The 25615-nt window shown below is 73.9% G+C and carries 25 protein-coding genes; 7 read left to right on the plus strand and 18 right to left on the minus strand.

What is annotated here, in order from left to right; all coding sequences use genetic code 11:
- Positions 1–74 precede the first annotated feature (74 nt).
- On the plus strand, positions 75–581 hold the full coding sequence (locus tag AB0I79_RS37705; protein WP_357884071.1) for an AAA family ATPase: 507 nt from the start codon (positions 75–77) through the stop codon (positions 579–581).
- Between the two features lie 81 nt (positions 582–662).
- Here the strand turns inward: AB0I79_RS37705 and ptsP are convergent, their stop codons facing one another.
- From ptsP to AB0I79_RS37745, 8 genes are read right to left on the minus strand one after another with little or no spacing between them, the layout of a single operon-like run.
- Positions 663–2351, minus strand: coding sequence for a phosphoenolpyruvate--protein phosphotransferase (gene ptsP / locus AB0I79_RS37710; RefSeq protein WP_357884073.1), 1689 nt, complete (start codon positions 2349–2351; stop codon positions 663–665).
- Positions 2344–2625, minus strand: coding sequence for an HPr family phosphocarrier protein (locus AB0I79_RS37715; RefSeq protein WP_357884075.1), 282 nt, complete (start codon positions 2623–2625; stop codon positions 2344–2346). Before AB0I79_RS37715 ends, ptsP begins: the two co-directional genes overlap by 8 nt.
- Positions 2625–3641: a zinc-dependent dehydrogenase gene (locus AB0I79_RS37720; RefSeq protein ID WP_357884077.1), complete on the minus strand. Its 1017-nt coding sequence runs from the start codon at positions 3639–3641 to the stop codon at positions 2625–2627. Before AB0I79_RS37720 ends, AB0I79_RS37715 begins: the two co-directional genes overlap by 1 nt.
- Positions 3638–4066, minus strand: coding sequence for a PTS sugar transporter subunit IIA (locus AB0I79_RS37725; RefSeq protein WP_357884079.1), 429 nt, complete (start codon positions 4064–4066; stop codon positions 3638–3640). The genes AB0I79_RS37720 and AB0I79_RS37725 overlap by 4 nt, the downstream gene beginning before the upstream one ends.
- Positions 4059–4367 (minus strand): PTS lactose transporter subunit IIB, encoded by a 309-nt coding sequence (locus AB0I79_RS37730; RefSeq protein WP_253745873.1) that lies wholly within the window; start codon positions 4365–4367, stop codon positions 4059–4061. Before AB0I79_RS37730 ends, AB0I79_RS37725 begins: the two co-directional genes overlap by 8 nt.
- Before the next feature lie 3 nt (positions 4368–4370).
- Positions 4371–5471 (minus strand): PTS mannitol transporter subunit IICB, encoded by a 1101-nt coding sequence (locus AB0I79_RS37735; RefSeq protein ID WP_357884081.1) that lies wholly within the window; start codon positions 5469–5471, stop codon positions 4371–4373.
- A 36-nt stretch (positions 5472–5507) separates the two neighbouring features.
- Positions 5508–6479 (minus strand): 1-phosphofructokinase, encoded by a 972-nt coding sequence (pfkB, locus tag AB0I79_RS37740; RefSeq protein ID WP_357884083.1) that lies wholly within the window; start codon positions 6477–6479, stop codon positions 5508–5510.
- The gene (locus AB0I79_RS37745) at positions 6476–7237 is read right to left on the minus strand and encodes a DeoR/GlpR family DNA-binding transcription regulator (RefSeq protein ID WP_185106023.1); all 762 of its coding nucleotides are present in this window, start codon (positions 7235–7237) and stop codon (positions 6476–6478) included. Before AB0I79_RS37745 ends, pfkB begins: the two co-directional genes overlap by 4 nt.
- A gap of 102 nt (positions 7238–7339) precedes the next feature.
- On the opposite strand from AB0I79_RS37745, the gene AB0I79_RS37750 reads away from it, so the two are divergent.
- Positions 7340–8245, plus strand: coding sequence for a hypothetical protein (locus AB0I79_RS37750; RefSeq protein ID WP_357884086.1), 906 nt, complete (start codon positions 7340–7342; stop codon positions 8243–8245).
- Positions 8246–8339: 94 nt separating this feature from the next.
- Here AB0I79_RS37750 and AB0I79_RS37755 read toward each other — a convergent pair whose 3' ends face one another.
- From AB0I79_RS37755 to def, 6 genes are all read right to left on the minus strand, one after another.
- Positions 8340–8951 (minus strand): class I SAM-dependent methyltransferase, encoded by a 612-nt coding sequence (locus AB0I79_RS37755; protein ID WP_357884088.1) that lies wholly within the window; start codon positions 8949–8951, stop codon positions 8340–8342.
- A 40-nt stretch (positions 8952–8991) separates the two neighbouring features.
- Positions 8992–9345: an MmcQ/YjbR family DNA-binding protein gene (locus AB0I79_RS37760; protein WP_357884090.1), complete on the minus strand. Its 354-nt coding sequence runs from the start codon at positions 9343–9345 to the stop codon at positions 8992–8994.
- Between the two features lie 13 nt (positions 9346–9358).
- Entirely contained in the window at positions 9359–9775 is a 417-nt protein-coding gene (locus AB0I79_RS37765; RefSeq protein WP_253745866.1) for a CBS domain-containing protein, read from the minus strand.
- Between the two features lie 201 nt (positions 9776–9976).
- Positions 9977–11380, minus strand: coding sequence for an aminotransferase class V-fold PLP-dependent enzyme (locus AB0I79_RS37770; protein ID WP_357884092.1), 1404 nt, complete (start codon positions 11378–11380; stop codon positions 9977–9979).
- Positions 11373–11993, minus strand: a complete 621-nt coding sequence (locus AB0I79_RS37775; RefSeq protein WP_357884094.1) for an XRE family transcriptional regulator — start codon at positions 11991–11993, stop codon at positions 11373–11375. Before AB0I79_RS37775 ends, AB0I79_RS37770 begins: the two co-directional genes overlap by 8 nt.
- Before the next feature lie 7 nt (positions 11994–12000).
- Positions 12001–12513, minus strand: coding sequence for a peptide deformylase (def, locus tag AB0I79_RS37780; RefSeq protein WP_357884096.1), 513 nt, complete (start codon positions 12511–12513; stop codon positions 12001–12003).
- 162 nt (positions 12514–12675) lie between these two features.
- On the opposite strand from def, the gene AB0I79_RS37785 reads away from it, so the two are divergent.
- Positions 12676–13488, plus strand: a complete 813-nt coding sequence (locus tag AB0I79_RS37785) for a methyltransferase domain-containing protein (protein WP_357884098.1) — start codon at positions 12676–12678, stop codon at positions 13486–13488.
- 94 nt (positions 13489–13582) lie between these two features.
- Here AB0I79_RS37785 and AB0I79_RS37790 read toward each other — a convergent pair whose 3' ends face one another.
- Together AB0I79_RS37790 and AB0I79_RS37795 are read right to left on the minus strand one after the other, a co-directional pair.
- Entirely contained in the window at positions 13583–14098 is a 516-nt protein-coding gene (locus AB0I79_RS37790) for a hypothetical protein (RefSeq protein ID WP_357884100.1), read from the minus strand.
- Positions 14099–14140: 42 nt separating this feature from the next.
- The gene (locus AB0I79_RS37795; protein ID WP_357884102.1) at positions 14141–15067 is read right to left on the minus strand and encodes a hypothetical protein; all 927 of its coding nucleotides are present in this window, start codon (positions 15065–15067) and stop codon (positions 14141–14143) included.
- 132 nt (positions 15068–15199) lie between these two features.
- Here AB0I79_RS37795 and AB0I79_RS37800 point away from each other — a divergent pair, with 132 nt between their 5' ends.
- Both AB0I79_RS37800 and AB0I79_RS37805 read left to right on the plus strand, forming a co-directional pair.
- Positions 15200–16144: a GNAT family N-acetyltransferase gene (locus AB0I79_RS37800; protein WP_357884104.1), complete on the plus strand. Its 945-nt coding sequence runs from the start codon at positions 15200–15202 to the stop codon at positions 16142–16144.
- A 36-nt stretch (positions 16145–16180) separates the two neighbouring features.
- On the plus strand, positions 16181–16942 hold the full coding sequence (locus tag AB0I79_RS37805) for an arylamine N-acetyltransferase (RefSeq protein WP_357884106.1): 762 nt from the start codon (positions 16181–16183) through the stop codon (positions 16940–16942).
- A gap of 86 nt (positions 16943–17028) precedes the next feature.
- Here the strand turns inward: AB0I79_RS37805 and AB0I79_RS37810 are convergent, their stop codons facing one another.
- Together AB0I79_RS37810 and AB0I79_RS37815 are read right to left on the minus strand one after the other, a co-directional pair.
- Positions 17029–20103 carry an AAA family ATPase gene (locus AB0I79_RS37810; protein WP_357884108.1) on the minus strand — a complete coding sequence of 1025 codons (3075 nt, stop codon included), beginning with the start codon at positions 20101–20103 and terminating at the stop codon, positions 17029–17031.
- Between the two features lie 8 nt (positions 20104–20111).
- A complete protein-coding gene (locus AB0I79_RS37815; protein ID WP_357884110.1) occupies positions 20112–20762 on the minus strand; it encodes a nucleotidyltransferase domain-containing protein in 651 nt (216 codons plus the stop codon).
- 45 nt (positions 20763–20807) lie between these two features.
- On the opposite strand from AB0I79_RS37815, the gene AB0I79_RS37820 reads away from it, so the two are divergent.
- Both AB0I79_RS37820 and AB0I79_RS37825 read left to right on the plus strand, forming a co-directional pair.
- Positions 20808–22673: a propionyl-CoA synthetase gene (locus AB0I79_RS37820; protein WP_357884112.1), complete on the plus strand. Its 1866-nt coding sequence runs from the start codon at positions 20808–20810 to the stop codon at positions 22671–22673.
- A 95-nt stretch (positions 22674–22768) separates the two neighbouring features.
- Positions 22769–25612: a hypothetical protein gene (locus AB0I79_RS37825; protein ID WP_357884114.1), complete on the plus strand. Its 2844-nt coding sequence runs from the start codon at positions 22769–22771 to the stop codon at positions 25610–25612.
- The last annotated feature ends 3 nt before the right edge of the window (positions 25613–25615 follow it).

Here is a 25615-nt window from a genome sequence, read left to right on the forward strand (position 1 = left end):
GATTGCTGGCAAGGACATGCGGCATGTGCGGCTAGATGTCCCCTGAGCACGAGGGGGAACCTGTGATGTCGGACATGCCGTTCAGATCGTTCTTCGGCGGAGACCCGTTCCGCGGGTTCGAGGAGCTCACCGGCCGGGTGTTCGGCGGCATGGAGGGCTGGCCGGGGCTGCTGCAGATGCTCGACGACGGCCGCCTGACCGACGGCCAGGGCCGCACGGTCGACTTCACCAACACGATCGTCATCATGACCAGCAACATCGGCGCCCAGATCATCCTGGAGGCCACCGGAGACGTCGAAGAGCAGCTCATGGACCTGCTGCTGGAGCGCACCCGCCAGCGGCTGCGCGGCCAGGACGTCACGCTGGAGGTCACGGACGCGGCCATGGACTGGCTGGCGGGGCGCGGCTACCAGCCGGAGTTCGGCGCCCGGCCGCTGCGCCGCACGCTGCAGCGGGAGCTGGACAACCGGCTGGCGACGATGCTGCTCACCGGAGAGGTGGGGGAGCACGGCAAGGTGACGGTGGACGTGGCGGACGACCAGCTCCGGCTGCACGCGCACAACCCGGAGCCGGCCACCTGACGAGTCGGCCGTCTGACGGGCCGGCCGTCTGACGGGTCGGCCGCTGACCGGCCGGCCGCTGGGCGGACGCGGCGCGGGAGGTCAGTCGAGCGCGGCGCGGGCCCGTTCGCGGCACTCCTCCAGGGTGAGCGCGGCGAGCGCCTCCCGCACCGCCGGGACGCACACGGGCGCCATGGACAGGCTCGTCACGCCCAGGCCCACCAGCAGGGGCGCGAGCAGCGGGTCGCCCGCCGCCTCGCCGCACACCCCGACCGGCTTGCCCGCCCGCCTGCCCGCCTCCGCGCACAGCGCGATCAGCTCCAGCAGCGCCGGCTGGCGGGGGTCCAGGAGGTCGGCCAGGCCGGAGTGCTGGCGGTCGGCGGCGAAGGTGTACTGCGCCAGGTCGTTGGTGCCGATGCTGAGGAAGTCGACCTCCTGCAGCAGCCTGCCCGCGCGCAGCGCCGCCGCCGGCACCTCGACCATCACGCCCACCTGCGCGATGCCCTTGGCGCGGGCCCGGCGGGCGAAGTCGCTCGCCTCCCCGACCGTGGTGACCATGGGCGCCATCACCCACGGCTCGGCCCCCGCCTGGCGCGCCGCCGCGGCGATCGCGTCGAGCTGGGTGTCCAGGACGTCCGGCAGCAGCCGGTCCACGCGCAGGCCCCGCACGCCCAGCGCCGGGTTCTGCTCCCGCGGCAGGCCGAGGAAGGGCAGCGGCTTGTCGGTGCCGGCGTCGAGCGTGCGCACGATCACGTGCTCCGTCCGGTCGAACACCTCCGCGTACGCGGCCACCTGCTCCTCGAACGACGGCGGGTGCCTGCGGTCGAGGAACAGGAACTCCGTCCTGAAGAGCCCCACCCCTTCAGCACCCGTCCCCCCGGCGTCCGCCTCCACGGCGCCCAACCCCTCAGCGCCCACCTCCGCGGCGCCCGCTCCCGCGCCGCGCGGTGCCAGGTCGGCGGCCGAGCCGATGTTGAGCAGGAGCTTGACCGCATGCCCGTCGGCGGTCATGCCCGGGCCCCGGCTCGTCCGGAGGCGGTCCCTGCGGGCGGTCTCGGTCCGGGCGACCTCGGCGGTCTCCCGCTGGGTGAGGCCGATCGCGATCTCGCCGGTGCCGCCGTCCACGCCGATCACCGTGCCGTCGGCGAGGCCGCAGACGCCCTCGCAGGCCACGACGGCGGGCAGGCCCCTGGCCCTGGCCAGGATCGCGGTGTGGCTCGTCGGCCCGCCGTGCTCGGTGACCAGCGCCAGCACGTCGGGGCCGAGGCCCGCGGTGTCGGCGGGGGAGAGGTCCGTGGCGACCAGCACGTACGGGTGGCCGGGGGAGGGCAGGCCGGGCATCGGCAGGCCCAGCGCGGCGGCCACCGCGCGGTGCCTGAGGTCGTCGAGGTCGGCGGCCCGCTCGGCCAGGTAGCCGCCGAGCTGGGCCAGGGCCTCGCGGTGCCTGGCGAAGGCCGCGTCCAGGGCGTGGGCCGCGTCGGCGCCGTCGCCGGTGAGCCGCTCGGCCTCCTCCAGCAGCACCGGATCCTCGGCGATCATGGCGAGGGCCTCCAGGATCTCGGCCGCCTCGCCGCCGGCGGCCAGGGCGCGCCGGTTCAGCTCGGCGGCGACCGCCTCCAGCGCCTTGGCCACGGTGGCCGCCTCGGCGCCCGGGTCGGTGACGGTCCTGGGCGCGGGCAGCTCCGGCGGGTCGGCCAGCCGGATCATCGGCCCGGCCGCCCGTCCCTGGCTGACCCCCAGCCCGGTGAGCCGCCCGGCGGCGCCCTCCCACGGGCCGCCGCTGTCAGGCATCGGGGGCCTCGTCCGCGTCCAGGTCGCGGGCCAGCAGCGCGGCCAGCGCGTCCAGCGCCTCCTCCGCCCCAGGCCCCTCGGCCTCCAGCGTGACCTCCGTGCCCTGCACGACGCCGAGCGACAGCACCCCCAGCATGCTCTTGGCCGGCACCGCCTTCTCCCCGGCCCGGATCGTCACCGGCACCCCCGACTTCACCGCCGCCTGCACGAACAGCTTCGCGGGACGGGCGTGCAGGCCGCTGGCAGAGGCCACGACCACCGTTCGCTGCGCCATCACGACCTCCTCCAGGGTTCTATGGTGACCTTGATGGCCGCGCCCCGGCTGACCAGGTCGATCCCGTCCAGCACGCGCGGCAGCGGCAGCCGGTGGGTGATCAGGTCCGACACCGTCACGGCGCCCTCGGCCACCAGCCGCAGCGCCTGGGCGTTGTGGGCCGGGCTGGAGCCGTTCGCGCCGACGATGGTCAGCTCCCGGTAGTGCACGAGGTTCGAGTCGAGCGCGATGATCGGGTTGTCCTTGGGCAGCCCGCCGAAGAAGCTGATCCGTCCCTGCCTGGCCGCCATCCGCACGGCCTGCTCCTGCGCCGCGCCGGAGGCCGCCGCCGTGATCACCACGTCGGCGCCCCGGCCGCTGGTCAGCTTCAGCACCTGCTCGGCGGGGTCGGCGTCGATGGCCGCGTCGGGGCGGACGAGCTCGGCGGCCATCGCCAGGCGCTCGGCGTTGACGTCCACGAGGAACACCCGGTTCGCCCCGCGCGCCCGCGCCAGCCGCACGTGCAGGCAGCCGATCGGGCCCGCGCCCATCACGACCACGTCGTCACCCGGCCCCACGCGGGCCAGCTCCTGGCCGTTCAGCACGCACGCGAGCGGCTCGGCCACCGACGCCTCGGCGAAGCCGACCCCGTCGGGGATGGCGTTGACGCCGTCCACGGCCAGCACCTTCGCCGGGACGATGAGGTATTCGGCGAACCCGCCGTCGTAGTGGTAACCCATCGACTCCTGGTTCGGGCACACCGTACGGCGGCCCGCCACGCAGTCGGGGCACGTGCCGCACGGGATCGCGGCGATCACCTGCACCCTCGCGCCCGTGTCCACCACCTCGCCGGCGATCTCGTGGCCCATCACGCGCGGCGGCACGATGTGGTGGTGGCCGTACTTGAAGATCTTGGCGTCGGTGCCGCAGGTCGAGCAGTTGCGTACCCGGATCTTCAGCTCGCCGGGACCGGCGACCGGCTCCGGCGCGTCCTCGATCCTGATGTCGCCGGGCGCGTGGAAGCGCGCGACCTTCATGCTGTCAGCTCCTTGATGACGTCGGAGACCTCGGTGGCCTCGCGCAGTGCCCGCGCCCGGTCGGGGTCGAGCAGGATCTCGGCCAGCGCCGCCAGCAGCGGCACGTGACCGTTGTCCTTGGCGGCGATGCCGACGCAGAGCGTGACGTGCTCGCCGTCCCAGTCGACGCCGCCGGGGAAGCGCACGACGCAGATCGCGTCGCGGACGACGTCCCCCTTGGAGGCGTTCGTGCCGTGCGGGATGGCCACGCCCTCGCCGACGTAGGTGGAGATCGACCGTTCGCGCTCCAGCATCGCCTCGATGTACGGCTCCGCGACCGCGCCCACGCCGACCAGCGCCCGCCCGCACCGCCGGATGGCCGCGGCGCGGTCGGAGGCGCTCTCGTGCAGCAGCACGGCCCGCGGGTCGAGCAGGTCGTCACGCATCGACCGTGCCGCCGTTCTTGATGGTGTTCACCAGCCGGGTCACCGCCGGGTCGCCGAGGAAGATCTGGAACGACACCAATACCTTCCCCGGTGCGGCCGCCTTCGCACGCGCGGCCAGGCCCGCGTGGCACAGGACCACGTCGGCGTCGTCGGGGATGGAGTTGACCGGGGTGTGCTCCACGGTCACGCCGGTCTCCTTGAGCTGCTTCTTGAGCTGGGAGGCGAGCATGACGCTGCTGCCCATGCCCGCGTCGCAGGCCACGATGATCTTGCGGATGTCCTTGCTGTCGATGCCTGCCATGGCTCAGCTCTCCTTCTGGGTGGTTGCTGCGGTTCCGGCCTCTTCGGGCTCGGCCTTCTCGCCCCTGCCGAAGCCCATCAGGACGGCGGCGACGGCGAACGTCACGCCGGTCGCCACGAGGATCCCCAGGCTGGAGCCGAGCCAGCCGCCCTTCGGGGTGACCGCGAGGTAGGCGAAGATGCTGCCGGGTGAGGGCGTGGCGACCAGGCCGGCGCCGGTGACCATGAACGTGAACACCCCGGCTGCGCCGCCCGCGATGACGGCCAGGATGAGGCGGGGCTTCATGAGGACGTACGGGAAGTAGATCTCGTGGATGCCGCCGAAGAAGTGGATGATCATCGCGGCGGGCGTGGTCGGCCGCATCGCGCGCGGGCCGAACAGCAGGAACGCCAGCAGCAGGCCGAGCCCGGGCCCGGGGTTCGACTCCAGCATGAACAGGATCGACTTGCCCGTCTCCGCGGCCTCGGCCACGCCCAGCGGGCTCAGCACGCCGTGGTTGATGGCGTTGTTCAGGAACAGCACCTTGGCCGGCTCGATCAGCACGGAGGCGATCGGCAGCAGGTTGTTGGTGATCAGCCACTCGACCGCGTTGCCCGCCGCGGTGGTGACCGCCTGGACGACCGGGCCGATGCCGTAGAAGCCGACCACGGCCATCGCGCCGCCCACGATGCCGGCGGTGAAGTTGTCCACCAGCATCTCGAAGCCGGCCTTGGTGCGCTCCTCAGTGAACTTGTCCACATATTTCAGGATCAAGGCGGTGAGCGGGCCGATGATCATGGCGCCGAGGAACATCGGGGACTCCGTGCCCACCACGACGCCCATCACCGCCACGGCGCCGACGACCGCCCCGCGCTGCCCGTGCACCATCCGGCCGCCGGTATAGGCGATGAGGACCGGGAGCAGGGTGCCGATGATCGGGCCGACCAGCTTCGCGAGGTCCTCGTTGGGCAGCCAGCCGGTCGGGATGAACAGCGCGGTGATCAGGCCCCAGGCGATGAACGCGCCGATGTTCGGCATGATCATGCCGGCCAGATGGCCGCCGATGCGCTGGATGGTGGCCTTGACTCCGGTCCCGGTGACCGGAGGGGTGTAGGTGTCGGCCATGGACGTGCTCCTTCGGGGGGTTGAGCAGCCGCTTCCTTATCGGGGGGATGCCGTGGTGAGGGGGCGGCCGGGGTCGGTCGGGCGGATGGCGACGGCGGCCCGGCCGATGACCCGGTCGATGTCGGCGGGGCCCGGCATGCGGCTGCCGGGCAGGCGTACGGCGGCCGCGCCCCAGGCCAGGGCCTGTTTCAGCGCCTCGGGCCCGGAGCCACCCGCGGCGAGGAAGCCGGCCAGCATGGCGTCGCCGGCGCCGACGGAGCTGCGCGGCTCGGTCACGGCGGCCTCGCCGTACCAGGTGCCGCCCTCCTCGACGAGCACGGCGCCGTCGGCGCCCAGGCTGGCCAGCACCGTACGCGCTCCGGCGGCCCGCAGCTTGCCCGCGGCCTCGGCCACGTCGCCCAGGTTGCGGATCGGCATGCCGGTGGCCGCCGACAGCTCCTCCAGGTTCGGCTTGACCAGGGCGGGGGCGGCGGCGAGGGCGCAGGAGAGCGCGGGGCCGCTGGTGTCGACGGCCACGTGGATGCCCGCGCCGGCGAACCTGCGGCACAGCCGGGCGTACACGTCGGCGGGCACCTCGGGCGGCAGGCTCCCGGACGCCACCACCCAGTCGGCCCCCTGCCCGTCCGAGTGGGCGGCGGCGAGCACGGCGTCGGCGATCGTGTCGAGCTCGGCGGGCGACAGCGCGGTGCCCGGCTCGTTGATCTTGGTGACGGTGCCGCCGGGCTCGGCGAGCGTCACGTTCGACCGGGTCGGGCCCGTCACGGGGACCGTCACCATGTCGAGCCCCTCGGCGGCCAGCAGGCGGACGAGCTGCCTGCCCTCGTCGCCGCCGTACGGGATCACCGCGCGGCTGGCGACGGCGTTGGCCAGCAGGGCGCGCGAGACGTTCACGCCCTTGCCGCCGGGGTCGAGGTGGGCGGCGGCGGCGCGGATGACCGCGCCCCGGTCGAGCGAGGCGATCTCGATGGTGCGGTCGAGGCTGGGGTTCAGGGTCAGGGTGAGGATCATGCCCTGATCACCTCCGGGCCCGCCCCCGCCAGGTCGGCGGCGAGCGACACGTCCAGCCCGGTGTCGGTGATCACCACGTCGATCTCGCCCAGCTCGGCGAACGTGGACAGGTACGTGTTGCCGAACTTCGTGTGGTCGGCCAGCAGCACGCTGCGCTGCGCGGCCTTGACCATGGCCCGCTTGATCGCCGCCTCCGCCGGGTCGGGCGTGGTCAGGCCCCGGCTCAGCGAGCAGCCGTTGGTGGCCATGAACGCCACGTCCACGTTGAGGTAGGCCAGCGGGCGCAGCGCCCAGTCGTCCACCGTCGCGAGGGTCTTGCCGCGGACCCGGCCGCCCAGCATGATCACGTGCAGGTTGGCGCGGGCGGCCAGCACGGTGGCCAGCGGCGGGGAGTTGACCACGACGGTCAGCTCCCGGTCGGCAGGCAGCACCTGCACCAGGCGGCCCGTGGTGGTGCCCGCGTCGATGATCACGGACCCGTCCTCGGGCAGCTCGGCCAGCGCCGCCTTGGCGATGCGCTCCTTCTCGGCCGTCATGACCTCGTCGCGGGTGGCCAGCGCGGGCTCGAACCCCAGCCGCTCCACGGGGATCGCGCCCCCGTGCACGCGGCGCAGCACCCCCGCCCGCTCCAGCGACGTCAGGTCGCGGCGGATCGTCTCCGTGGTCACGTCGAGCTCGGCGGCCAGCGTCACCACGTCGACGCGGCCCGCGGCCCGCGCCCTCCGCAGGATCTCCTGCTGCCGCTCCTCGGCGTACATGATGTTGATTCACCGCCGTTTCGAGTTGGTTTCCCCTGTGTTTATACCCGCTTTCGTTGGTGGGTCAAGGGTGGGCCGGCGGAATCTGGTAGTTATAGGCAGGTGCGAATCAAGCCCCTGGCCGTGGCCCCCGTCGTCGCCGTCGCTGCCGCCGCCTCGCTCCTGAGCCCCGCCCACGCCGCCGAGGCGGTCAAGCCGCCCCGGGTCCCGGCCGGGACGACGGCGGCCTGGGTGGTGTTCGACCGGCAGGCCGGCAAGATCGTCGCCACGCGGAACGCGCACAGGAAGTACCGCTCGGCCTCCGTCGTGAAGATCCTCATCGCGATCGACTACCTGGAGCGGCGCCAGAGCGTGCCCGCGGCCGACGCCAAGCTGCTGAAGGTGATGCTGCGCTCCAGCGACGACGACGCGGCCTCCGCCTTCTGGGACCGCCTCGGCAAGGGGCAGATCATCGTCAGGCAGGCACGCAAGCTGGGGCTGTCCGACACGACGCCGCCGCCCGCGTCCAAGCCCGGGTTCTGGGGTTACACGTCGCTGAGCGCGTACGACATCGTGCGCACCTACCGTTACCTGCTCGACAGGGCCGAGCCCCGGGTCAGGGACACCATCCTCGGCCACCTGCGCCGGTCCACGCCGTGCGGCACCGACGGCTTCGACCAGACCTTCGGCATCCCCGACGGCGTGCCGCGCCCGTGGGCGGTCAAGCAGGGCTGGTCGGGCTTCGGCACGACGCCCCCGGTCAGGTGCGACTCCAGGACGGCGGCCGTCTCGTACACCAGTGACGCCGCGGCCGTCGGGGCGCCCATCTCGTGGGTCGCCCAGCGGGCCACCGGCTCGGGCGTGCCCGACTACGGCCGGCCCGTCCTGCACACGACCGGTCTGGCCGGGCAGGGCGACCGCTTCGTCATGGCCGTGCTGACCGCGCATCCGGTGGGGGGCACCTGGAGCTCCTCGGTCAAGCGCATCACCACGCTCACCCGCGACCTCTACCGCAGCGTCGCCCGCTGACGCCCTGCTCCGCCGCCCGGGCCGCGCCGCGACCACGAGGCGGGCCGGCCACGGCCTCGCCACCGCCGCGCGGCCCCTGACGGCGGGCGCGTGGCTAGCGGATGAAGGTGAACATGCGCTCGGCGGGCTCCAGCGCCACCTGCGGCCCGGCGTAGCGATGCACCCCGACCCCGTACTTCGTCCCCTCGCCCTCGACCGCGACCCGCTCGAACCCGCAGCCCTCGAACCACGCGCAGATCGCCGGCACCAGATCGGGCTCGTGCCGCCCCCTCGTCCAGATCACCATCGCGCCGGGCGCGCAGAGCTGCGGCAGGGTGGCGACCGTGCGCCGGATGTCGTCGTCGGTGATGTTCCCGAAGATCCCGCACGCCAGCACGAGGTCCGCCGGCACGGCGCCCGCGTACGACCCCGTCACCGCCGCGTCCCCGCACACCACCTCGACCCCCTCGGGGGCCGCGCTCCTGGCTGCGGCGACGTTGCGCTCGTCCAGCTCGACGAGCCGCGCCCGCACCCGCCCGCGGCGGGGATGCCCCGCCAGCACCGGCAGCAGGTCGCGCCCCTGCCCTGCGCACAGGCTCACGACCCGGGCCGCCCCCTCGTCGAGCGCCGTCCCGACCCACGTGCGCACGATGTCGAGGCGATCCTTCAGCGACGAGCCCGGCTCGTCGTACGCGTCATGCCAGCGCACCCAGTCCTGCTGCGTCATGATCATGATCCTCGTGCAGGACGGCGAGGCGATCAAGGGGTCAGCGCCGCCCGGCGGCGAGCTCCTGCTCCAGCCGCACCTTCCTGGGCACGCACATCCGCCAGGCCTCCAGCACCAGCTCCCGCATCTCCGCCACGTCGATGGCGGCAGTCCGCGCCTCCACCCAGTGGAAACGCAGGTCGGACTCCCGGGGAAGCAGGAACTTCTCCGGCTCGGCGGCCACCAGGGCCGCGCGTTCCTCCTTCGGGAACCCGAATCCCATCAGGGTCTCGTCACGCGAGAACGCCACGTAGACGATCTTGCCCACGCGGAACTTCACGCGGTCCCTGATGAGGTGCTCCGAGGAGCGCGGGAGCGTGCGCGCGAACTGCCTTACGTCATCGACCGTGACCACACGGCAGACGGTACTACCGGTTGCCCTCCGCCGCCGAGATGTCCGCGAGCGCGGAGTTCGGGTCACGCTCGACGGCCAGGTCGCCGAGGCTGACGACGCCGACCGCGCGGCCGTCCTCGACCACCGGCAGGCGGCGCACGGCGTGCGTGCGCATGAGCTGGACGGCCTGGTCGATGCTGGTGTCGGGGCCGACGGCCTCGACGGACGGGCTGCACGCCTCGCGTACCGGCGTGTCGGGGCCGCGGTCGTCGGCGACCACGCGCACCGTGATGTCGCGGTCGGTGACGATGCCCTTCATGCGGCCGTTGTCGTTGACGATGACCGCTCCGGTGTCGTTGTCGCGCATGAGCGACGCCGCGACGGACACCGGCTGGTCGGCCTCAACCGTCGCCGGGTGAGAAGTCATCACATCTGCCACGGTCTTCGCCATGGGATCCTCCTGTAGATCGGTCCAGCCGACCCCCTACCCGGGCGAATGCGCATCTCACAGGACGTCGCCGGTTTCCCGGGAGGTGACGCGCCGGCGTGCCGGAAGCCGTCGCCGGAGCCCGGCGACCCACCCTGGGAGAGCCGTCCAGGGTGGATCGTCCGTGGGCGAGGATGCGGCCGGGCCCCGGCCCGGCGTTGGTGGCTACAGCGCCTTGGCCGCCAGGCGGATCTCGTCCAGGAGCACCACCAGGTCCTGCTCGGTGGTGTCCGGGTGCAGGATGCAGGTCCGCAGCGCGTCGCGCCCGCTCAGCCGGGTGCCGGTGAGGAACGCGTTGCCGCGCGCCTGGACGGCGACCGGGATGGCGCGGTTGAGCTCGTCCAGCCCTTCGGCTCGCGGCGTGTGGCGGAACGCGGTGATCGAGGTGGTGACCGGGGCGAGCAGCTCGAAGTCCGGGGCCGCCTCGACCATCGCGCCGAGCGTGCGGGCCAGCCCGGTCGTGTGCTCCACCAGGCGCTTGACGCCCGACCTGCCCAGGTACGACAGGGTCGCCCACGTCTTCAGCGCCCGGAACGGCCGGGTCTGCTCGGGCCCGTACTCGGCGAACCAGCCCAGGTCGCCGGCGTTCTCGTCCACCAGGTACGACGGCACCAGGCTGAACGCCGCCCGCGCGGCGCCCGGGTCGCGCAGCAGCGCGCAGCCGCAGCCCACCGGCACGCCCAGCCACTTGTGCGGGTCGAGGGCCAGCGAGTCGGCCCGCTCCAGCCCCGCGTAGTGCGCCGCCGCGCCGTCGGCCAGGATGCCGAGCGCGCCGTACGCGCCGTCCACGTGGAACCAGAGCCCGTACGCGGCCGCCACGTCCGCGATCTCGTCCAGCGGGTCCACCGCGCCGGAGTTCACCGTGCCCGCGCTGCCCGCCACGCAGAACGGCCGCAGCCCCGCGTCCAGGTCCTCGGCGATCATCGCGCGCAGCGCGCGCACGTCCATCCGGTAGGCGGCGTCCACGGGCACGAGCCGGACGTTGCGCGCGCCGAGGCCGAGGAGCTGGGCCGCCTTGTGCAGGCAGCTGTGGCCCTCCTCGGTGACGTACATGACCAGGGGAGGCCGCCCCCACAGCCCTTCCTCGCGGGCGTCCCAGCCGTCGGCGAGCGCCGCCTGCTGGCGGGCGGTGGCCAGGCAGATCACGGTGGCCATGGAGGCGCCGCTGGTCAGCAGCCCGCCGCCGGGCGGGTGCGGGAAGCCGACGAGCCCGGCCAGCCAGCGCACCACCGTGCGCTCCAGGTGCGGGCCCGCATGGTCGCCGCCCGCGCAGCTCGGGTTCAGCGCCGCGGCCAGCGGCTCGACGAGGACGCCCGCCGGGTTGGGCGGCGAGTTCACCCAGCCGAAGAAGCGCGGGTGCCCGTTGCCCATCGGGTACGGCAGCACGTGCTCGCGCGCGTCCTCCAGCAGCTCGTCCAGCGCGCGGCCCGTCTCGGGCAGGTCCTGGCCGGTGAGCCAGGCCAGCTCGCCGTCCGGCACCGGCCGCCACACCGGCCGCTCCGCGACGCCCTCCAGGTGGTCGGCCATGATCCGGGCCGCCTTGGCGCCGGCCTGACGCAGGTCATGCATCGGGGGATTCCCTCCGTGGTTCGTGGTGCCCGACTCCACTCACCTCCATGGCGAGGTAGAAGACGCAGTCGGTGGTGCCGTGGTTGGCGTAGGCGTGGCGGCAGTCGCCGGGGTAGTAGGCCGAGTCGCCGGCCACCAGCTCGTACGGCCGGCCGTTGATCGTCAGCCGCAGGCTGCCGTGCTCGACGGCGAGGTACTCGCGCGAGCCCGGAGCGTGCGGCGCGAACTCGCCGGCGTCCACGCCGGGGCCGATGGTCGTGCGCATGAACTCGAACTCCACCTCGCCCAGCACGGGCGACAGCACCCGCCGCTCCCACCCGGACGGGTCGCGCAGCACCCGCTGCTCGGTGTGGCGCAGCACCCGCATCGCGCTGTGCGCGGGCTCGTCGAGCAGCCGCGCGATCGACGTGCCCAGCGCCGTGGCCAGCCGGTCGAGCACCAGCACGGTCGGCGTCTTCGTGCCCCGCTCGACCTCGGAGACCATGCTCCTGCTGATGCCGCTCAGCTCGGCCAGCCGCTCGATGGACAACCCGCGCGACTGCCGCTCGCCGCGGATGCGCTGCCCCAGCTCGGCCATGGACAGGCCACTGGACAGGACCCCTTCGCCTTCCATTCCTCCACTATAGCGGTGCTTTATCCGCTTTAGTGGATTCCTGGTACGCCGCCAGCACCTGCTTGCGGCGCTTGGCCGGCAGGCGGTCGATGTAGAGGTAGCCGTCGAGGTGGTCGCTCTCGTGCTGCAGGCAGCGGGCCAGCAGGCCGGTGCCCTCGACCGTGACGGGCTCGCCGGCGGCGTCGAAGCCGTGCACGGTGGCGCGGTCGGGGCGGGGGAGCGGCGCGTACTGGCCGGGCACCGACAGGCAGCCCTCGTCGCCGGCGTCCAGGTGCCGCTCGCCGAGGCCGGGCACCTCCAGCCGCGGGTTCACCACGACGCCCTTGTGGCGCACGCCGTCGTCGTCGGGGCAGTCGTAGACGAACACGCGCAGCGGCACGCCGATCTGGTTGGCGGCCAGGCCCACGCCCTCGGCCGCGTACATGCTGGCGAACATGTCGTCCACGAGTGCCGCCAGCTCGCCGTCGAACCGGGTGACCGGCTCGCACGGGTGATGCAGCACCGGGTCTCCCACGGTCACGATCGGCCGGACCTCTCCCACTGCCCATGCCCCTTCCTCGAAACGGTTCGCGACAAAGTGTATGCACGTGCCATCATGTCTCGGAATATAAGACATTTTCTCTTGAATGGTGAGACTGACGTTAGAGTGGGCGCATCGTCGTCGAAACGAAGGGGTTTTCCGATGGCCGCCGTCTACACGCATGGTCACCACGAGTCCGTGCTGCGCTCGCACCGCTGGCGCACCGCCGAGAACTCGGCCGCGTACCTGCTGCCCCACCTCAAGCCGCACATGAAGGTGCTGGACGTCGGAAGCGGCCCCGGCACGATCACCGCCGACCTGGCCGCCCGGGTGCCCGACGGCCACGTGACGGCCTCCGAGGTCACCGCGGACGCGCTGGAGCTGGCACGGGCCGAGGTGGCGGCCAGAGGGGTGGCGAACGTCGGCTTCGACGTGGCGGACGTGCACGCGCTCGACTACCCGGACGACACGTTCTGCGTGGTGCACGCCCACCAGGTGCTGCAGCACGTGGGCGACCCGGTGCGGGCGCTGCGGGAGATGGGGCGGGTCACCAGGCCGGGCGGGTTCGTGGCGGCGCGCGACAGCGACTACTCCGCGTTCACCTGGTGGCCGCGGGTGCCGGCGCTGGACGAGTGGATGGCGCTCTACCAGCGGCTGGCCCGCGGCAACGGAGGCGAGCCGGACGCGGGGCGGCGGCTGCTGTCCTGGGCCCGCGCCGCGGGCTTCGAGGACGTCACCGCCACCTCCTCCACCTGGTGCTTCGCCGATCCGGACGACCGGGCCTGGTGGGGCGGGATGTGGGCCGACCGCATCCTGAGCTCGGCCATGGCCCAGCAGGCCCTGGCCACCGGCGCCGCCACGGAGGCGGACCTGCGGCGCATCTCGGACGGGTGGCTGGAATGGGCGGCGGCCGGGGACGGCTGGCTGTCCGTCCTGCACGGCGAGATCCTCTGCCGCGTCCCGGACACCGCCTGACCTCCTCGCCGCCTCGCGAGCACGCTCAGGGGCACCGCGGGAGCGCGGTCAGAGGTGCTGCGGGAGCGCGGTCAGCGGCGTTTCGGGGGTGCGGTCAGAGGCCGAGGGTACGGACGCGCTGCCACTGCGGGTCGCGGTAGAGGACCATGTCCGTGCCCACCATCTCGTCGGGCGCCGACAGCATGGTGATCTCGCCCGCCGCCTGCAACTGCAGCAGCAGGTCGCGCACGCGCGGCCCGACCGGCAGCCGCCCCGCGGGCAGCCCCAGCCCGTTGCGCACCGTGTCGGCGACCTCCGACAGGTGGAACGGCCCGTCGAACCCCGCCACGACCCCGCGCACCACCGTCATCGTGATCAGATGCTCGGCCTCGGCGTGCGCGAGCTGCCAGGTGACCTGTTCCCCGCGCCGACCGGTGCCCGCGCAGGAGGTGCAGGGGCGTCGCAGGCCGGGCGCCAGCTCCTCCTCGGCCGAGCCGAGGCAGGCCGAGCACAGCCCGTTCTCGGCGGCGTGCAGCTCGGCCGCCATCCGGCCGCCGAGGATCACGCCGCAGCCACAGGCGTACGCGTCACCCAGGATGCCGGTCTGAGGGGAGATCGCATGCTCACTCACCAAGCCGACTCTACCCGTACGTCGCCGCGCCCGTACGCCGGCTCAACCTCGCAGGTCGGCCAGCCCGCGCAACCGGCGCAACGCCTTGCGGGCCGCCGCCACCACCCGCTCGTCCGGATGATGCTCGATGAACACCCGCAGCACCTGCCCCGTCCATGGATGATCCCCGAACGCCAGGATCGCGATCGTCCCCGCCTGCTCCTCCGCCTTCATCCCCATCGCGATCGACTCGATCACCTCGCCGGTCTCGCCGCCGAACTCCAGCAGCGCCGCCGCCATGTCCACCAGCACCCAGGCGATCTCCTCCGGTGAAGGGTGCCGCTCCTCCCGCCCGAGCCTGGCCGCGATCACCGCCCCGAGCTTTGGCTCCTCCAGCAGCCGGGCCAGGGCCTGCCGCCCCTCCTCGCCGAACGCCGTCGACAGCAGCTCCACGCCGACCGCCCGGCTCAGCGGGCTCACGCCGGCCAGCACCGATGCGATCTCGTCGACCGCCGCCTGCTCGTCGCGGCCCTTCAGCCACCCGGCCAGCTCCTCGCCGCGCTCGCTCTCCGGGTACGAGCGCAGCCCGTGCAGCAGCGTCGCCGCGTCGGCGTCGGCCAGCGACCCCATGACCGGGATGTCCTGCCCGGTGGTCTCGGCGATGATCTGCCGCGCCACCCACAGCCCCAGCCAGCTCAGCGTGTACGGCTCCGCCTGCCGCACCAGCCCGAGCCCCGTCAGCGTCCCGGACGTCTCGCCCCTGAGCGGCTCCCTGGACAGGAACAGCCGGACCAGCTCCAGCAGCAGCCCCTCGTCCTCGGCCAGCCGCTGCCTGCAGTGCTCGGCCCACAGGGCCAGCACCTCCGCGTCGTCGCCTTCCGGCTTCAGCTCTTCGGCCAGGGGAGCGGCGCGTACGGCGGCCGCCAGCGTGGCCTTGCCGGGCAGCCGGATCGGGGGCTGGAGGGGCAGCGTGTCGTCGTAGGAGCTCACCCGCCCATCCTGTCGCGAGATTTCCGCTACAGTGCCCGCTGACGCCGAAAAATCAGCAGAAAGGAGGCGCAGCGAGATGTTCGGCCTGTTCCCGGGCGCTCAGCGCGCCCGCTTCTGCTTCCCGGAGAATCCATGCGTTTCCGCCCTGCCGTCGAGGACGATCTAGACCGCCTGCTCGGCTGCGTCGTCGACGAGTCCATCAGCTGGTCCCACCCCGACCGGCTGCTGTCGTTCCTGGAGAGCGGCGACTACCGCTTCGACCGCGTCTGGCTCGCCGAGGCAGAACCGGGCGGCGAGATCATGGCCCGCGCCGTGTGGTGGGGCTTCCCCGGCGGTGACCGGCCGCTCGCGCTCGACTGCCTGTACGTCGCCCCCTCGGCCCCCGGCCGGGTGGGCCTGGCCGCCGAGCTGCTGCGCCGGGCCCATGCCGCGTTAGGGGAGGCGCCCGCGTACCACGTCTTCGTCCCCAGCGGCTGGCGCGACGACCCGAGGGCGAGCGCGGCCCTCGCCTGGCGGTGGGAGGCCGCCGGGCGGGCCGGGCTGACCGACGAGCTCGAACGCCTCCGGTACGAGTGGACGGCGGCGGACGCGCCCGTGCCCGAGCCGTCCGACCGGCTGGTCTTCCGCGCCGATGACGACGACGAGGCGTTCGTGGCCGCGTTCGTGCGGGTGGCGGCCGGGACGCTCGACCACCACACCCGCCAGGCCCTGGCCACCATGGGGCCGCAGGCGCAGGCGCGGGAGGACGTCGCGGACTACCGGGCGATGCCGGGGGATCGGGCCTGGTGGCGGCTCGCCTACGACAAGGCGGGGGAACTGGTGGGCGTCGCCCTGCCGTCGGCGAACAACGCCGGGCCCGTCGTGGGCTACCTCGGGGTGGTGCCGGAGAAACGCGGCCAGGGGTACGTCGACGACCTGCTCGCCGAGATCACCCGCTGCCACGCCGGGCGCGGGGTGCAGCGGATCGTGGCCGACACGGACGCGGGCAACGGGCCGATGGCGCGGGCGTTCGAACGGGCCGGGTACCGAAATTTCGCGACAAGGCTGGTCCTGTCGGCGAATCCCGTGAACACGTGATGCGCGGCGGCCCCCGTACCCGCCATTGTTGATCACATGACATGGGACATCGAGAAGCTCGACCTGGACGCCTACCTGGGGCGGATCGGGTACGACGGGCCGCGCGCCCCGACGGCGGGCACCCTGCGCGCCGTCCACGTGGCGCACGTGCGCGCCATCCCCTTCGAGAACCTGGACGTGCTGCTCGGCCGGGGCATCTCGCTCGACCTGGGGAGCCTGCAGGACAAGATGGTGACGGGCGGGCGCGGCGGCTACTGCCACGAGCACAACCTGCTGTTCGCCGCCGCCCTGGAACGCCTCGGCTTCACCGTGACCCGCCACCTGGCCAGGATCCGCCTGGGCCGCTACCACCTGCCCCGCTCCCACGCCATGCTCACCGTCGTGGCGGAGGGGCGCACGTGGCTGGCGGACGTCGGGTTCGGCGGTGAGGGGCTGGTGGAGCCGATGCCTTTCGAGGAGGGGGCGTCGCTGGAGTCGGGGCCGTGGCGGTGGCGGCTGGTGCGGGAGGAGGACTTCTGGGTGCTGCACGCGGGGGAGACGGAGCTGTACGCGTTCCGGCCCGGTGAGCCGCAGTTCCCGAGCGACTTCGAGGTGGCGAACTTCTACGTGTCCGCCTCCCCGCAGTCACCGTTCACCCGGCACGTGCTCGCCCAGCGCACGACCGCCGGCGCGCGGGTGCGGCTGGAGGGGCAGAGCTTCGCGACGGCGGGGGAGCTGGCGGAGTGGCTGCGGGCCGAGCTCGGCATCGAGATCACGGAATCCGACGCGCGAGCCCTGCTCCCCATGCTCCCGCACTGACCATCTCCGGCCCGGAGCGGTGCCATGACGGCGCCGCGGCCGGTGGTGGCGCCGTCCCTGGGCGGGGGCGTCCGCGCCGGGCGGTGTCAGGGGATGGGTGGCTCGTGGACGAGCGCCTGGCGGGTCAGCTCCACCCGGCTGTTGACGCCCAGCTTGGCGAAGGCGTGGCGGAGGTGGGTGTCGATGGTGTGCGGGGACAGGAACAGGGCGGCGGCGGCCTCCCTGTTCGTCATGCCCTGCGCGACGAGCCGCACCACCCGCAACTCGGCCGCCGTCAACGCCGCCCACCCCCCGCCTGAACCCCTGCCCGAAGACGCGACACCCGAAGGCGCGGCGTCCGGAGGTGTGGCGCTTGAAGGCGCGGCGACCGGAGGTGTGGCGCTTGATGGCGCGGCGCTCGAAGGCATCGTGCCCGGGAGCATCGTGCCCGCGGGCGTGGCGGCCTGGACGGCGCCGCACGTCCGGTACACCTCCAGGGCCTCGTCCCGCCGCCCCGCCTCCTCCAGCGCCGCCGCCAGCCCGAGCGGTCGCGGACCGGCCCGATACAGCTCGATCGCTTCCTCCAGCCGCCCTTCGGCATGCGCGGCCCCCGCCGCCAGGGACCCGTGGCCCGGGTTGCGCCGCGCGAGGTCCCGCACACACTCCACCACGCCGGGCACCGCCGCCCGCAACCGCGCCGCCATCCACGGCTCCTGCACCACCAGGTACGGCAGCACCGCGGCCGACGGGATGTGACCGCGCCGCCACCGCAGCTCCTCGGCCACCAGACCCGGACCGTCCCCGGCCAGATCCCGTCCCCGGTCCAGGTGCTCGCGCGCCACCCCCGATTCGCCCCGCAGCAGCGCCACGTGCCCGAGCACACCCAGCAACGCGGGTGCCAGCGCCATCGCCGAGAGCTGCTCCGCCACCCGCAGCCCCGTCTCGGCCTCGGCGTACGCGTCGTCGAGCCGCCCCCAGGCCAGCAACAGCTCGGCCCTGAACCGGTGCAGCAACGGCAGCGCCCACGCCGTTCCGAGCCTGCCGCACTCCCGCTCGACCGCCGCATAGACCTCCTGCGCCTCCTCGAACCTGTCCAGCGCCGTCAGCGCGGCCCCCAGCCACAACCGCGGATGCCGGTGCGCCGTCTCCCCGCCCGCCGCGTCCGCCAGCCTCACCGAACGCTCGGCGTACCGCAGCGCGCGGCCCAGGTCGCCGCGGAGGATCGCCACCGTGGACCGCGCCTGCAACCCCACGACCTGAGCGAACGCCTCCCCACCGGGAACCGCCTCCCTCTCCGCGATCGCCTCGCGGCCTGTGGCTGCCTCGCCGGCCGCGATCCCCTCGCGGCCTGTGGCTGCCTCGCCGGCCGTGACCGTCCCGCCGCCCGTGACCGTCCCGCCGCCCGTGACCGCCTCTCCGTTCGCGATGGCCTCGCGTGCCGCGTCGTCCGCCGCGTCGATCCGGCCCGTCATCATCAACGCGTGCGCCCGGACGGCGAGCAGCCGCGCCCGCTCCCGCACCGGCACGCCGGGCAGCTCCAGCACCCGGCCGGTACGGGCGATGACGGCCCGGTCGTCACCGGCGTGCTTGAGCGCCTCCGCCAGCCCGAACGCGATCCCGGCCGCCTCGGCCGCACCACGCGGAGCGCCGTGCGCGTCCGCGATCTCCCGCGCCTCACGCAGCCGCCCCGCCGAGGCCAGCAACCGCACCACCCCGGCCGCCAGCCCTTCGGCTCGCAGCGCAGCGGCTCCGGCCGCAAGCTCACCGGCTCCTGGCTCACCGGCTCCTGGCTCACCGGCTCCTGGCTCAGCGGCCGGGCCTCCAGCACCGGCCGTCCGCTCACCGGCGACGCCCGGCGGCTCATCCGCGACGGACGTGGGGTCGGGGCCTCCGCGGTGCCCGCCCGACAGGCGGTGCCGGCCGGGCAGGTGGTCCTGGCCCGGCAGGTGGTCCTGGCCGGGCAGGTGGTGCTGGCCCGTCAGGTGGTGCCCGCCCGACAGTTCGAGCGCCCGCAGCATCAGGTCGGCGGCGGCCGAGGGGGCCACGGCGGTCATCTCCTCGGCGGCGGCCCGGAGCTCGCGGACGGCCGCCGCGTCCCCGACGCGGGCCCCATGGCGCAGGTGTTCGGCCAGCTCCGCCGGCGGGCGGCCCTCGCGCCGGAGGACGGCCGCCGCCTCCCGGTGCAGCGCCGTCCTGATCGCGGGCGCCAGCCCGCCGTACACCGCCTCCCTGATGAGGTCGTGCCGGAACGCCAGCCGGTCGCCCTCGCCGACCAGCGCACCCGCCCGTACGGCCGCCTCGACGTGCCCGACCAGCGCCCCGGGCGCGGCCCCGAGCAGCCCGGCGGCCTCGTGCACGGTGAACGGCCGCCGCAGCACCGCCCCGGCCTCCAGCACCCGGCGCGCCTCACCGGACAGATCGCGCAACCGCCGCTCGACGGCCGCCACGAACCCCGCCGGCAGGTCCAGCCTCCCGCCCCACGCGCTCACGGACGCCACGCCGCCGTCGCTCACCGCGATCCGGCCCTCCTCGCGCAGCCCGTTCAGCACCTCCTCCAGCAGGAACGGGTTCCCGCCGGCGGCCCGCGCCAGCTCCAGCACCGACGCCCCGGGCGCGGCCCCCAGCAGCCGCGCGCACAGCTCGGCCGCCTCGTCCGGGCCGAGCGGCGGCAGCGGGACGCGGCGCGCCCCCTCCGCGATCAGCCGGTCCACCGCCTCCTGCTCCGGGAGCGGCCGCCGCGCCAGCAGCCACACCACCGGCGACCCCGCCAGCTCCGGCACGAGCTGCCGCAACGCCAGGCACGTCAGCTCGTCCGCCCACTGCACGTCGTCGAGGACGATCGCCAGCGGCCGCACGCGGCTGAACCGCTCGATCGCCTCACCGGCCCGCTCGATCGCCAGGAACGCCCCGTGCCCGGGCGAGTCCCCTGACCCGCCCACCGGTCTGCCGCCCAGCACCCCCACCGCCCGCGACAGCGTGGACAGCGGAGCCACCCGATCCAGCTCCGTGGCCCGCCCCAGCGCCACCGCCAGCCCCCCGGACCGCCCCACCGCGGCCGCCTCCTCCAGCAGCCGGCTCTTGCCGATCCCCGCCGGCCCTTCGACCACCACGCATCCGGCCGCCCCGCCCAGCAGCACCTCCGAGACGGCCGCCAGCGCATCCTCCCGGCCCACCAACGTCACGGACGACATCATCCCCGCCCCGGCAGGTTCTCCTCCCGCACCCCCACCAGGAACTCCTCCACCCGCTCCCGATCCGGCCGCTCGGGCAGCACGCCCGGTTCGGCCGCCAGCTCGGCGGACAGCGCGGCCCGCCAGGCGATCAGCGAGTCCCAGGGCACCTCGCCACGCCGCACCGCCAGCAGCCGCTCCCGGTGCGCCTGCATCCCGACGAGCGGCTCGCCGTGCCGCACCAGGTGCAGCCCGCTGAGCAGCAGCCGGATCATGTGCATGGCCTGCTTCCAGTTGGGCCGCTCCGGGTCGAGCCGCCGGAGCTGCGCCTCGGCGTACCCGGCGAACGAGCGGTGCGCCCGTTCGGACAGGAACGCCTCCCGCAGGTCCCGCAGCCGCTGCCCGGTGGGCGTGATCACCTCCACGAGAGGGGACCACAGGCACTCCAGCACGGTCGGGTTCGCGTCCAGGGCCAGCACGCAGAAGCGCTCCACCTCCCACGAGAACTGCTCGGGCAGCGGCCCGTCCCGGTGCGTGGCCGGTTTGTCCAGCCGCCAGAACGCCGAGGTAGGCGCCACGAACACGCCGCGCCGGTCGGTGTCGGAGGCGTCGGTGTCCAGCCCGTACGCCCTCGACCCCACCACCACGGAAAGGATCACGTCATCGCTCACGTGGATATCTTGCGCCATGGGGCCGCAGGCTGTTCTGATCGACGGGTGAGCGGTTTTGACGAGGTCTACCGGCGCAGTATCGAGCAGCCCGAGCAGTTCTGGGGCGAGGCGGCCCGCGGGATCGACTGGGACGTGGCGCCCGCGACCGTGTACGGCGAGGGCCGCTGGTTCCCCGACGGCCGGCTCAACACCTGCCACAACGCCGTGGACCGGCACGTCGAGCGGGGCCGCGGCGAGCAGCCCGCGCTGATCCACGACAGCCCGGTCACCGGCGCCACCCGCGTGTACACCTACGCCGAGCTGCTGGACGAGGTGGCCAGGACGGCGGGCATGCTGCGCGGCCTCGGCGTGACGGCGGGCGACACCGTGGTGATCTACATGCCGATGGTGCCCGAGGCGGTGGTCGCGATGCTGGCCTGCGCCCGGCTCGGGGCGGTGCACTCGGTGGTGTTCGGCGGGTTCGCGGCCAGGGAGCTGGCGGTGCGGATCGACCACGCCAGGCCCAAGGTGGTGCTGTCGGCGTCGTGCGGGATCGAGCCGGCGCGCGTGGTGGCGTACAAGCCGCTGCTGGACGACGCGCTGGAGCAGGCGGAGCACCGCCCGGAGCGGTGCGTGATCCTGCAGCGGCCCCAGTGCGTGGCAGAGCTGCGCGAGGGGCGGGACCTCGACTGGGCGCGGGCCGTGGCGGACGCGGACAGGGCCCCGTGCGTGAGCGTGGCCGCGACCGACCCGCTCTACATCCTCTACACCTCCGGCACGACCGGCTCGCCCAAGGGCGTCGTGCGCGACAACGGCGGCCACGCGGTGGCGCTGCACTGGAGCATGTCCCACGTGTACGGCGCCGCCCCCGGCGAGGTCTACTGGGCCGCCTCCGACGTGGGCTGGGTGGTCGGCCACTCCTACATCGTGTACGCGCCGCTGCTGGCGGGCTGCACCACGGTCCTGTACGAGGGCAAGCCCGTCGGCACCCCGGACCCGGGCGCGTTCTGGCGGGTGGTGGCCACGCACGGGGTGCGGACGCTGTTCACCGCGCCGACCGCGATCCGCGCCATCAAGAAAGAGGACCCCTACGGCAATTTCGCGAAAAAGTGGGACCTGTCGGGGCTGCGGTACCTCTTCCTCGCCGGCGAACGGCTCGACCCCGACACCTACCACTGGGCCTCGGACCTGCTCGGCATCCCCGTCATCGACCACTGGTGGCAGACCGAGACCGGCTGGCCGATCGCCGCCAACTGCGTCGGCATCGAGCCGCTGCCCATCAAGCCCGGCTCCCCGACCAGGCCAGTGCCGGGCTGGGACGTGCACGTGCTCGACGGCGACGGCGACGACTGCCCGCCCGGCGTCGAGGGCGCGGTCACCGTGAAGCTGCCGCTCCCGCCCGGCGCGCTGCCCACCCTCTTTCGCGACGAGGCCCGCTTCAGCCGCTCCTACCTGGAGCGCTACCCCGGTCACTACCTGACGGGCGACGGCGGCCACCTGGACGAGGACGGCTACCTCTACGTCATGGGCCGCATCGACGACGTGATCAACGTGGCCGGCCACCGCCTGTCCACCGGCGCCATGGAGGAGGTCGTCGCCGCCCACCCCGACGTGGCCGAGTGCGCGGTGATCGGCGTGGCCGACGAGCTGAAGGGCCAGCTCCCCATGGGGTTCGTGGTGCTGAAGGCCGGCGCCGGGCGCGACCCGCAGGAGATCGAGCGGGAGCTGGCCACGCTGGTGCGCGAGCGCATCGGCCCCGTCGCCGCCTTCCGCCGCGCCGTCGTGGTGAGCAGGCTGCCGAAGACCCGCTCGGGCAAGATCCTGCGCGCCACGATGCGGAACATCGCCGACGGGGACCCGTACGACATCCCGTCCACCATCGAGGACCCGGCCGCGCTGCCGGAGATCGCACAGGCCCTGAAAGGAACGTGACGCGCGGGTGACGTCTCGGTCGTCCTGGCGAACAAGCCTGCGCGGATCGCGGCGTACAGCGCATGATGGGACATCCCAGTCCCCGGGAGAAGGCCATGATCGACACCCCGAGCTACGCCGACGCCCTGAGGATTCTCGGATGCAAGGACGGCAGGCTCGTCAAGGTGATCGGGTTCGCCGCGGAGGCGGAGCGCACCGGCTGGGCGCTGGCCGGCGGCACCCGCCTCACCTCGAGCCTGCGCGACATGCGCGACGGCATCATCGCCTACGGCGAGGACGTCGTGCGGCGCATGCCGGAGCTGAAGGGCGGCGTGGACCGCTTCACCCGCACCCAGCGGCTGGCGGCGGCGCACGCCGCGGTCGTCGTGGCGGCCTGGTTCGAGGCGCTCGGCGAGGCGAAGCTGCCGTTCACGCTGGACCAGCTCGATCGCGGAGAGCGGATCTCCCACGGCGTGCCGACGGCCGAGCGGTACGCCAGGCTCGTGGCGGGGCTGCTGCTGGAGCGGCTGCCCACGCCCGAGCCGCACGTGCCCTACGGCGAGACCCGCGCCGCCGTGGAACGTGCCTACGTGCGCATGTCCGAGGCCATGACCGGCTACGTCGGCGGCCTGTCCGTCTGGGACGAGCTGGCCGTGGAGGACCAGCTCCTCCTGCCCCGCCTGCTGTCGGAGGGGCCGACCGCGCACGCGCTGCGCATCTACGACGAGGACTACCGGTCGCTGGCGCTCGACAGCCACGAGTTCGGGGTGCGTAGCCTGGTCACCGAGCGGCCGCAGCCGGCCACGGCGCTGTCGCGGGTGGCGTGGCTGCTGGCCGAGCTGGCCCCGCCCCGGGTCGGCGACCGCCCGATGATCCACCGGGTCAGGATGGCCGCGAACGCCCTCGACCAGCCGCTCCTGCTGGCCGGCAAGCTGCCGGAGGACGTCTACCTGCCGCTGCTCGGCGAGGGTTACCTCACCCCGCGCTGCCGGGTGGCGGAGCTGACCCGCGAGTCCTCGCCCGCGGAGCGGAGCTGGTGGGACAGGCAGCGGCTGCTGCCCGACCCCGAGGCGTTCCTCGTGGGGCACCTCACCTCGCTGCGGGCCACACGGGCGCCGCTGCTGGTGCTGGGCGAGCCCGGCTCGGGCAAGACCAAGCTGACCGAGGTGCTGGCCGCCCGGCTGGCCAGGTCGGAGTTCCTGCCGTTCAGGGTGGAGCTGCGCGCCGTGCGGGCCCGCGCGGACGTGACCGGGCAGGTCGAGCAGGCCGTCGGCGAGGTGCTGGGCGAGGAGGTGTCCTACGCCGACCTGGTGGCGGCGGGCGGCGGCGCGATGCCGGTGATCCTGCTGGACGGCTTCGACGAGCTGGTGCAGGGCGGGCTCAGCCGCTACGACTACCTGGAGCGCGTACGCGAGTTCCAGGCCAGGGAGGCCGGGCTCGGGCGGCCGGTCGCGGTGATCGTGACCAGCCGCACGGTGGTGGCCGACCGCGTCCGCTTCCCGGACGGGCTGCTGGCGCTGCAGCTCCTGCCGTTCGACGACGACCAGGTACGCCAGTGGCTCGACATCTGGGACCAGGCCAACCGCGCCCTGCTGGCCAGGCGCGACCTGAAGCCGCTGCCCGCCGAGGCGGCGCTGGTCCACGGCGAGATGGCCAGGCAGCCGCTGCTCCTGCTGCTGCTCGCGCTCTACGACGCGGGCGGCAACGCGCTGCAGCACGACCACGGCCCCCTCAGCAGGGCCCGCCTGTACGAGGTGCTGCTGCGCGACTACACCGAACGCGAGACCGGTGGCGCCCGCCGGGTGGCCATCGACCAGGAGCTGGTCCTGCTCGGCGCGGTGGCGCTGTCCATGCTGGCCCGCGGCAGCCAGGTCATCACCGACGAGCAGCTCGACCGCGACCTGCCCGCCCTGTGCCACGGCGGCGAGGACGACCCGGACGACGAGGAGGAGCGCGTCGACTGGGCCCGCAAGGCCACGGAGCGCTTCTTCTTCGTGCGCAGGAAGGGCCACGCGTTCCTGCACTCGACGTTCGGCGAGTTCCTGGTGGCCTGGCTGACCCTGTACGCGCTGCGCGACCTCGACCGGCGCCGCCGCCTGGCCGGTGACGAGCCGCTGGCCGTGGTGCAGGCCGTGGACGACGACCTGCTGTACGCGGTGACGTCCCACTCGTGCCTGGCCGAGCGGGGCCCGACGGTCGGTTTCGTCCTGGAACTGCTGGAGGAGGTCCCGTCCGCGGTGCGGGCGCGCTGCGCCGAGCTGCTGGCCGGGCTGCTGCGGCGGGCCCTGTACGAGCGGCCGCGCCGCCACTTCACCGGCTTCCGCCCGGTGCGGCACACGACGACCCGCCGCCTGGCCGCCTACTCGGCCAACCTCACCCTGCTCATCGTCACGGCCTCCGAGGAGCCCGTCGCGGTCTCGTCGATCCTGCCCGGGCCCGACCACCTGGAGCGCTGGTCGGCCCTCACCCACCTGTGGAAGGGGCAGCTCGGCGCGGAGGGCTGGACCGGGCTCGTCACCGCCCTGTCCGCGCACCGGGTGGTCACGGACGGCGTGGAGGACGTCGTGCTCGGCGGCACGGAGCCCAGCGGGATGGGCGACGTGGTCGTCGCGGTCGCCACCGGGCACGCGCCCCGCCACCGCAGGCTGCTCGACCTGCTGCTGCGGGCGCTGGGGGAGGGGGAGGCGCTGCCGTTCCGCGACCGCGTGGGCATCCTGGAGGAGCTGCTGCGCACGGTGGCGGTGCGCTCGCCCGCCATGCACCGGGCGCTGGGCGCGATGTGGCACGAGGAGGGCGCCGACCGGCCCGCGCTGCGGTCGCTGCTGCGCACGATGCTCGCCGACCCGGCCGGCCGGATGGCGACGTGGGAGCTGCTCGTCAAGTCCGGCGTCCCGGAGTCGGCCCTGTGGGAGATCCACCAGGACGTCCTGCATCCGGGCGGGTCGGGCCCCGGAGCCTGATCC

This window comes from Nonomuraea sp. NPDC050202 (assembly GCF_040656115.1).
Taxonomy (GTDB): Bacteria; Actinomycetota; Actinomycetes; order Streptosporangiales; family Streptosporangiaceae; genus Nonomuraea.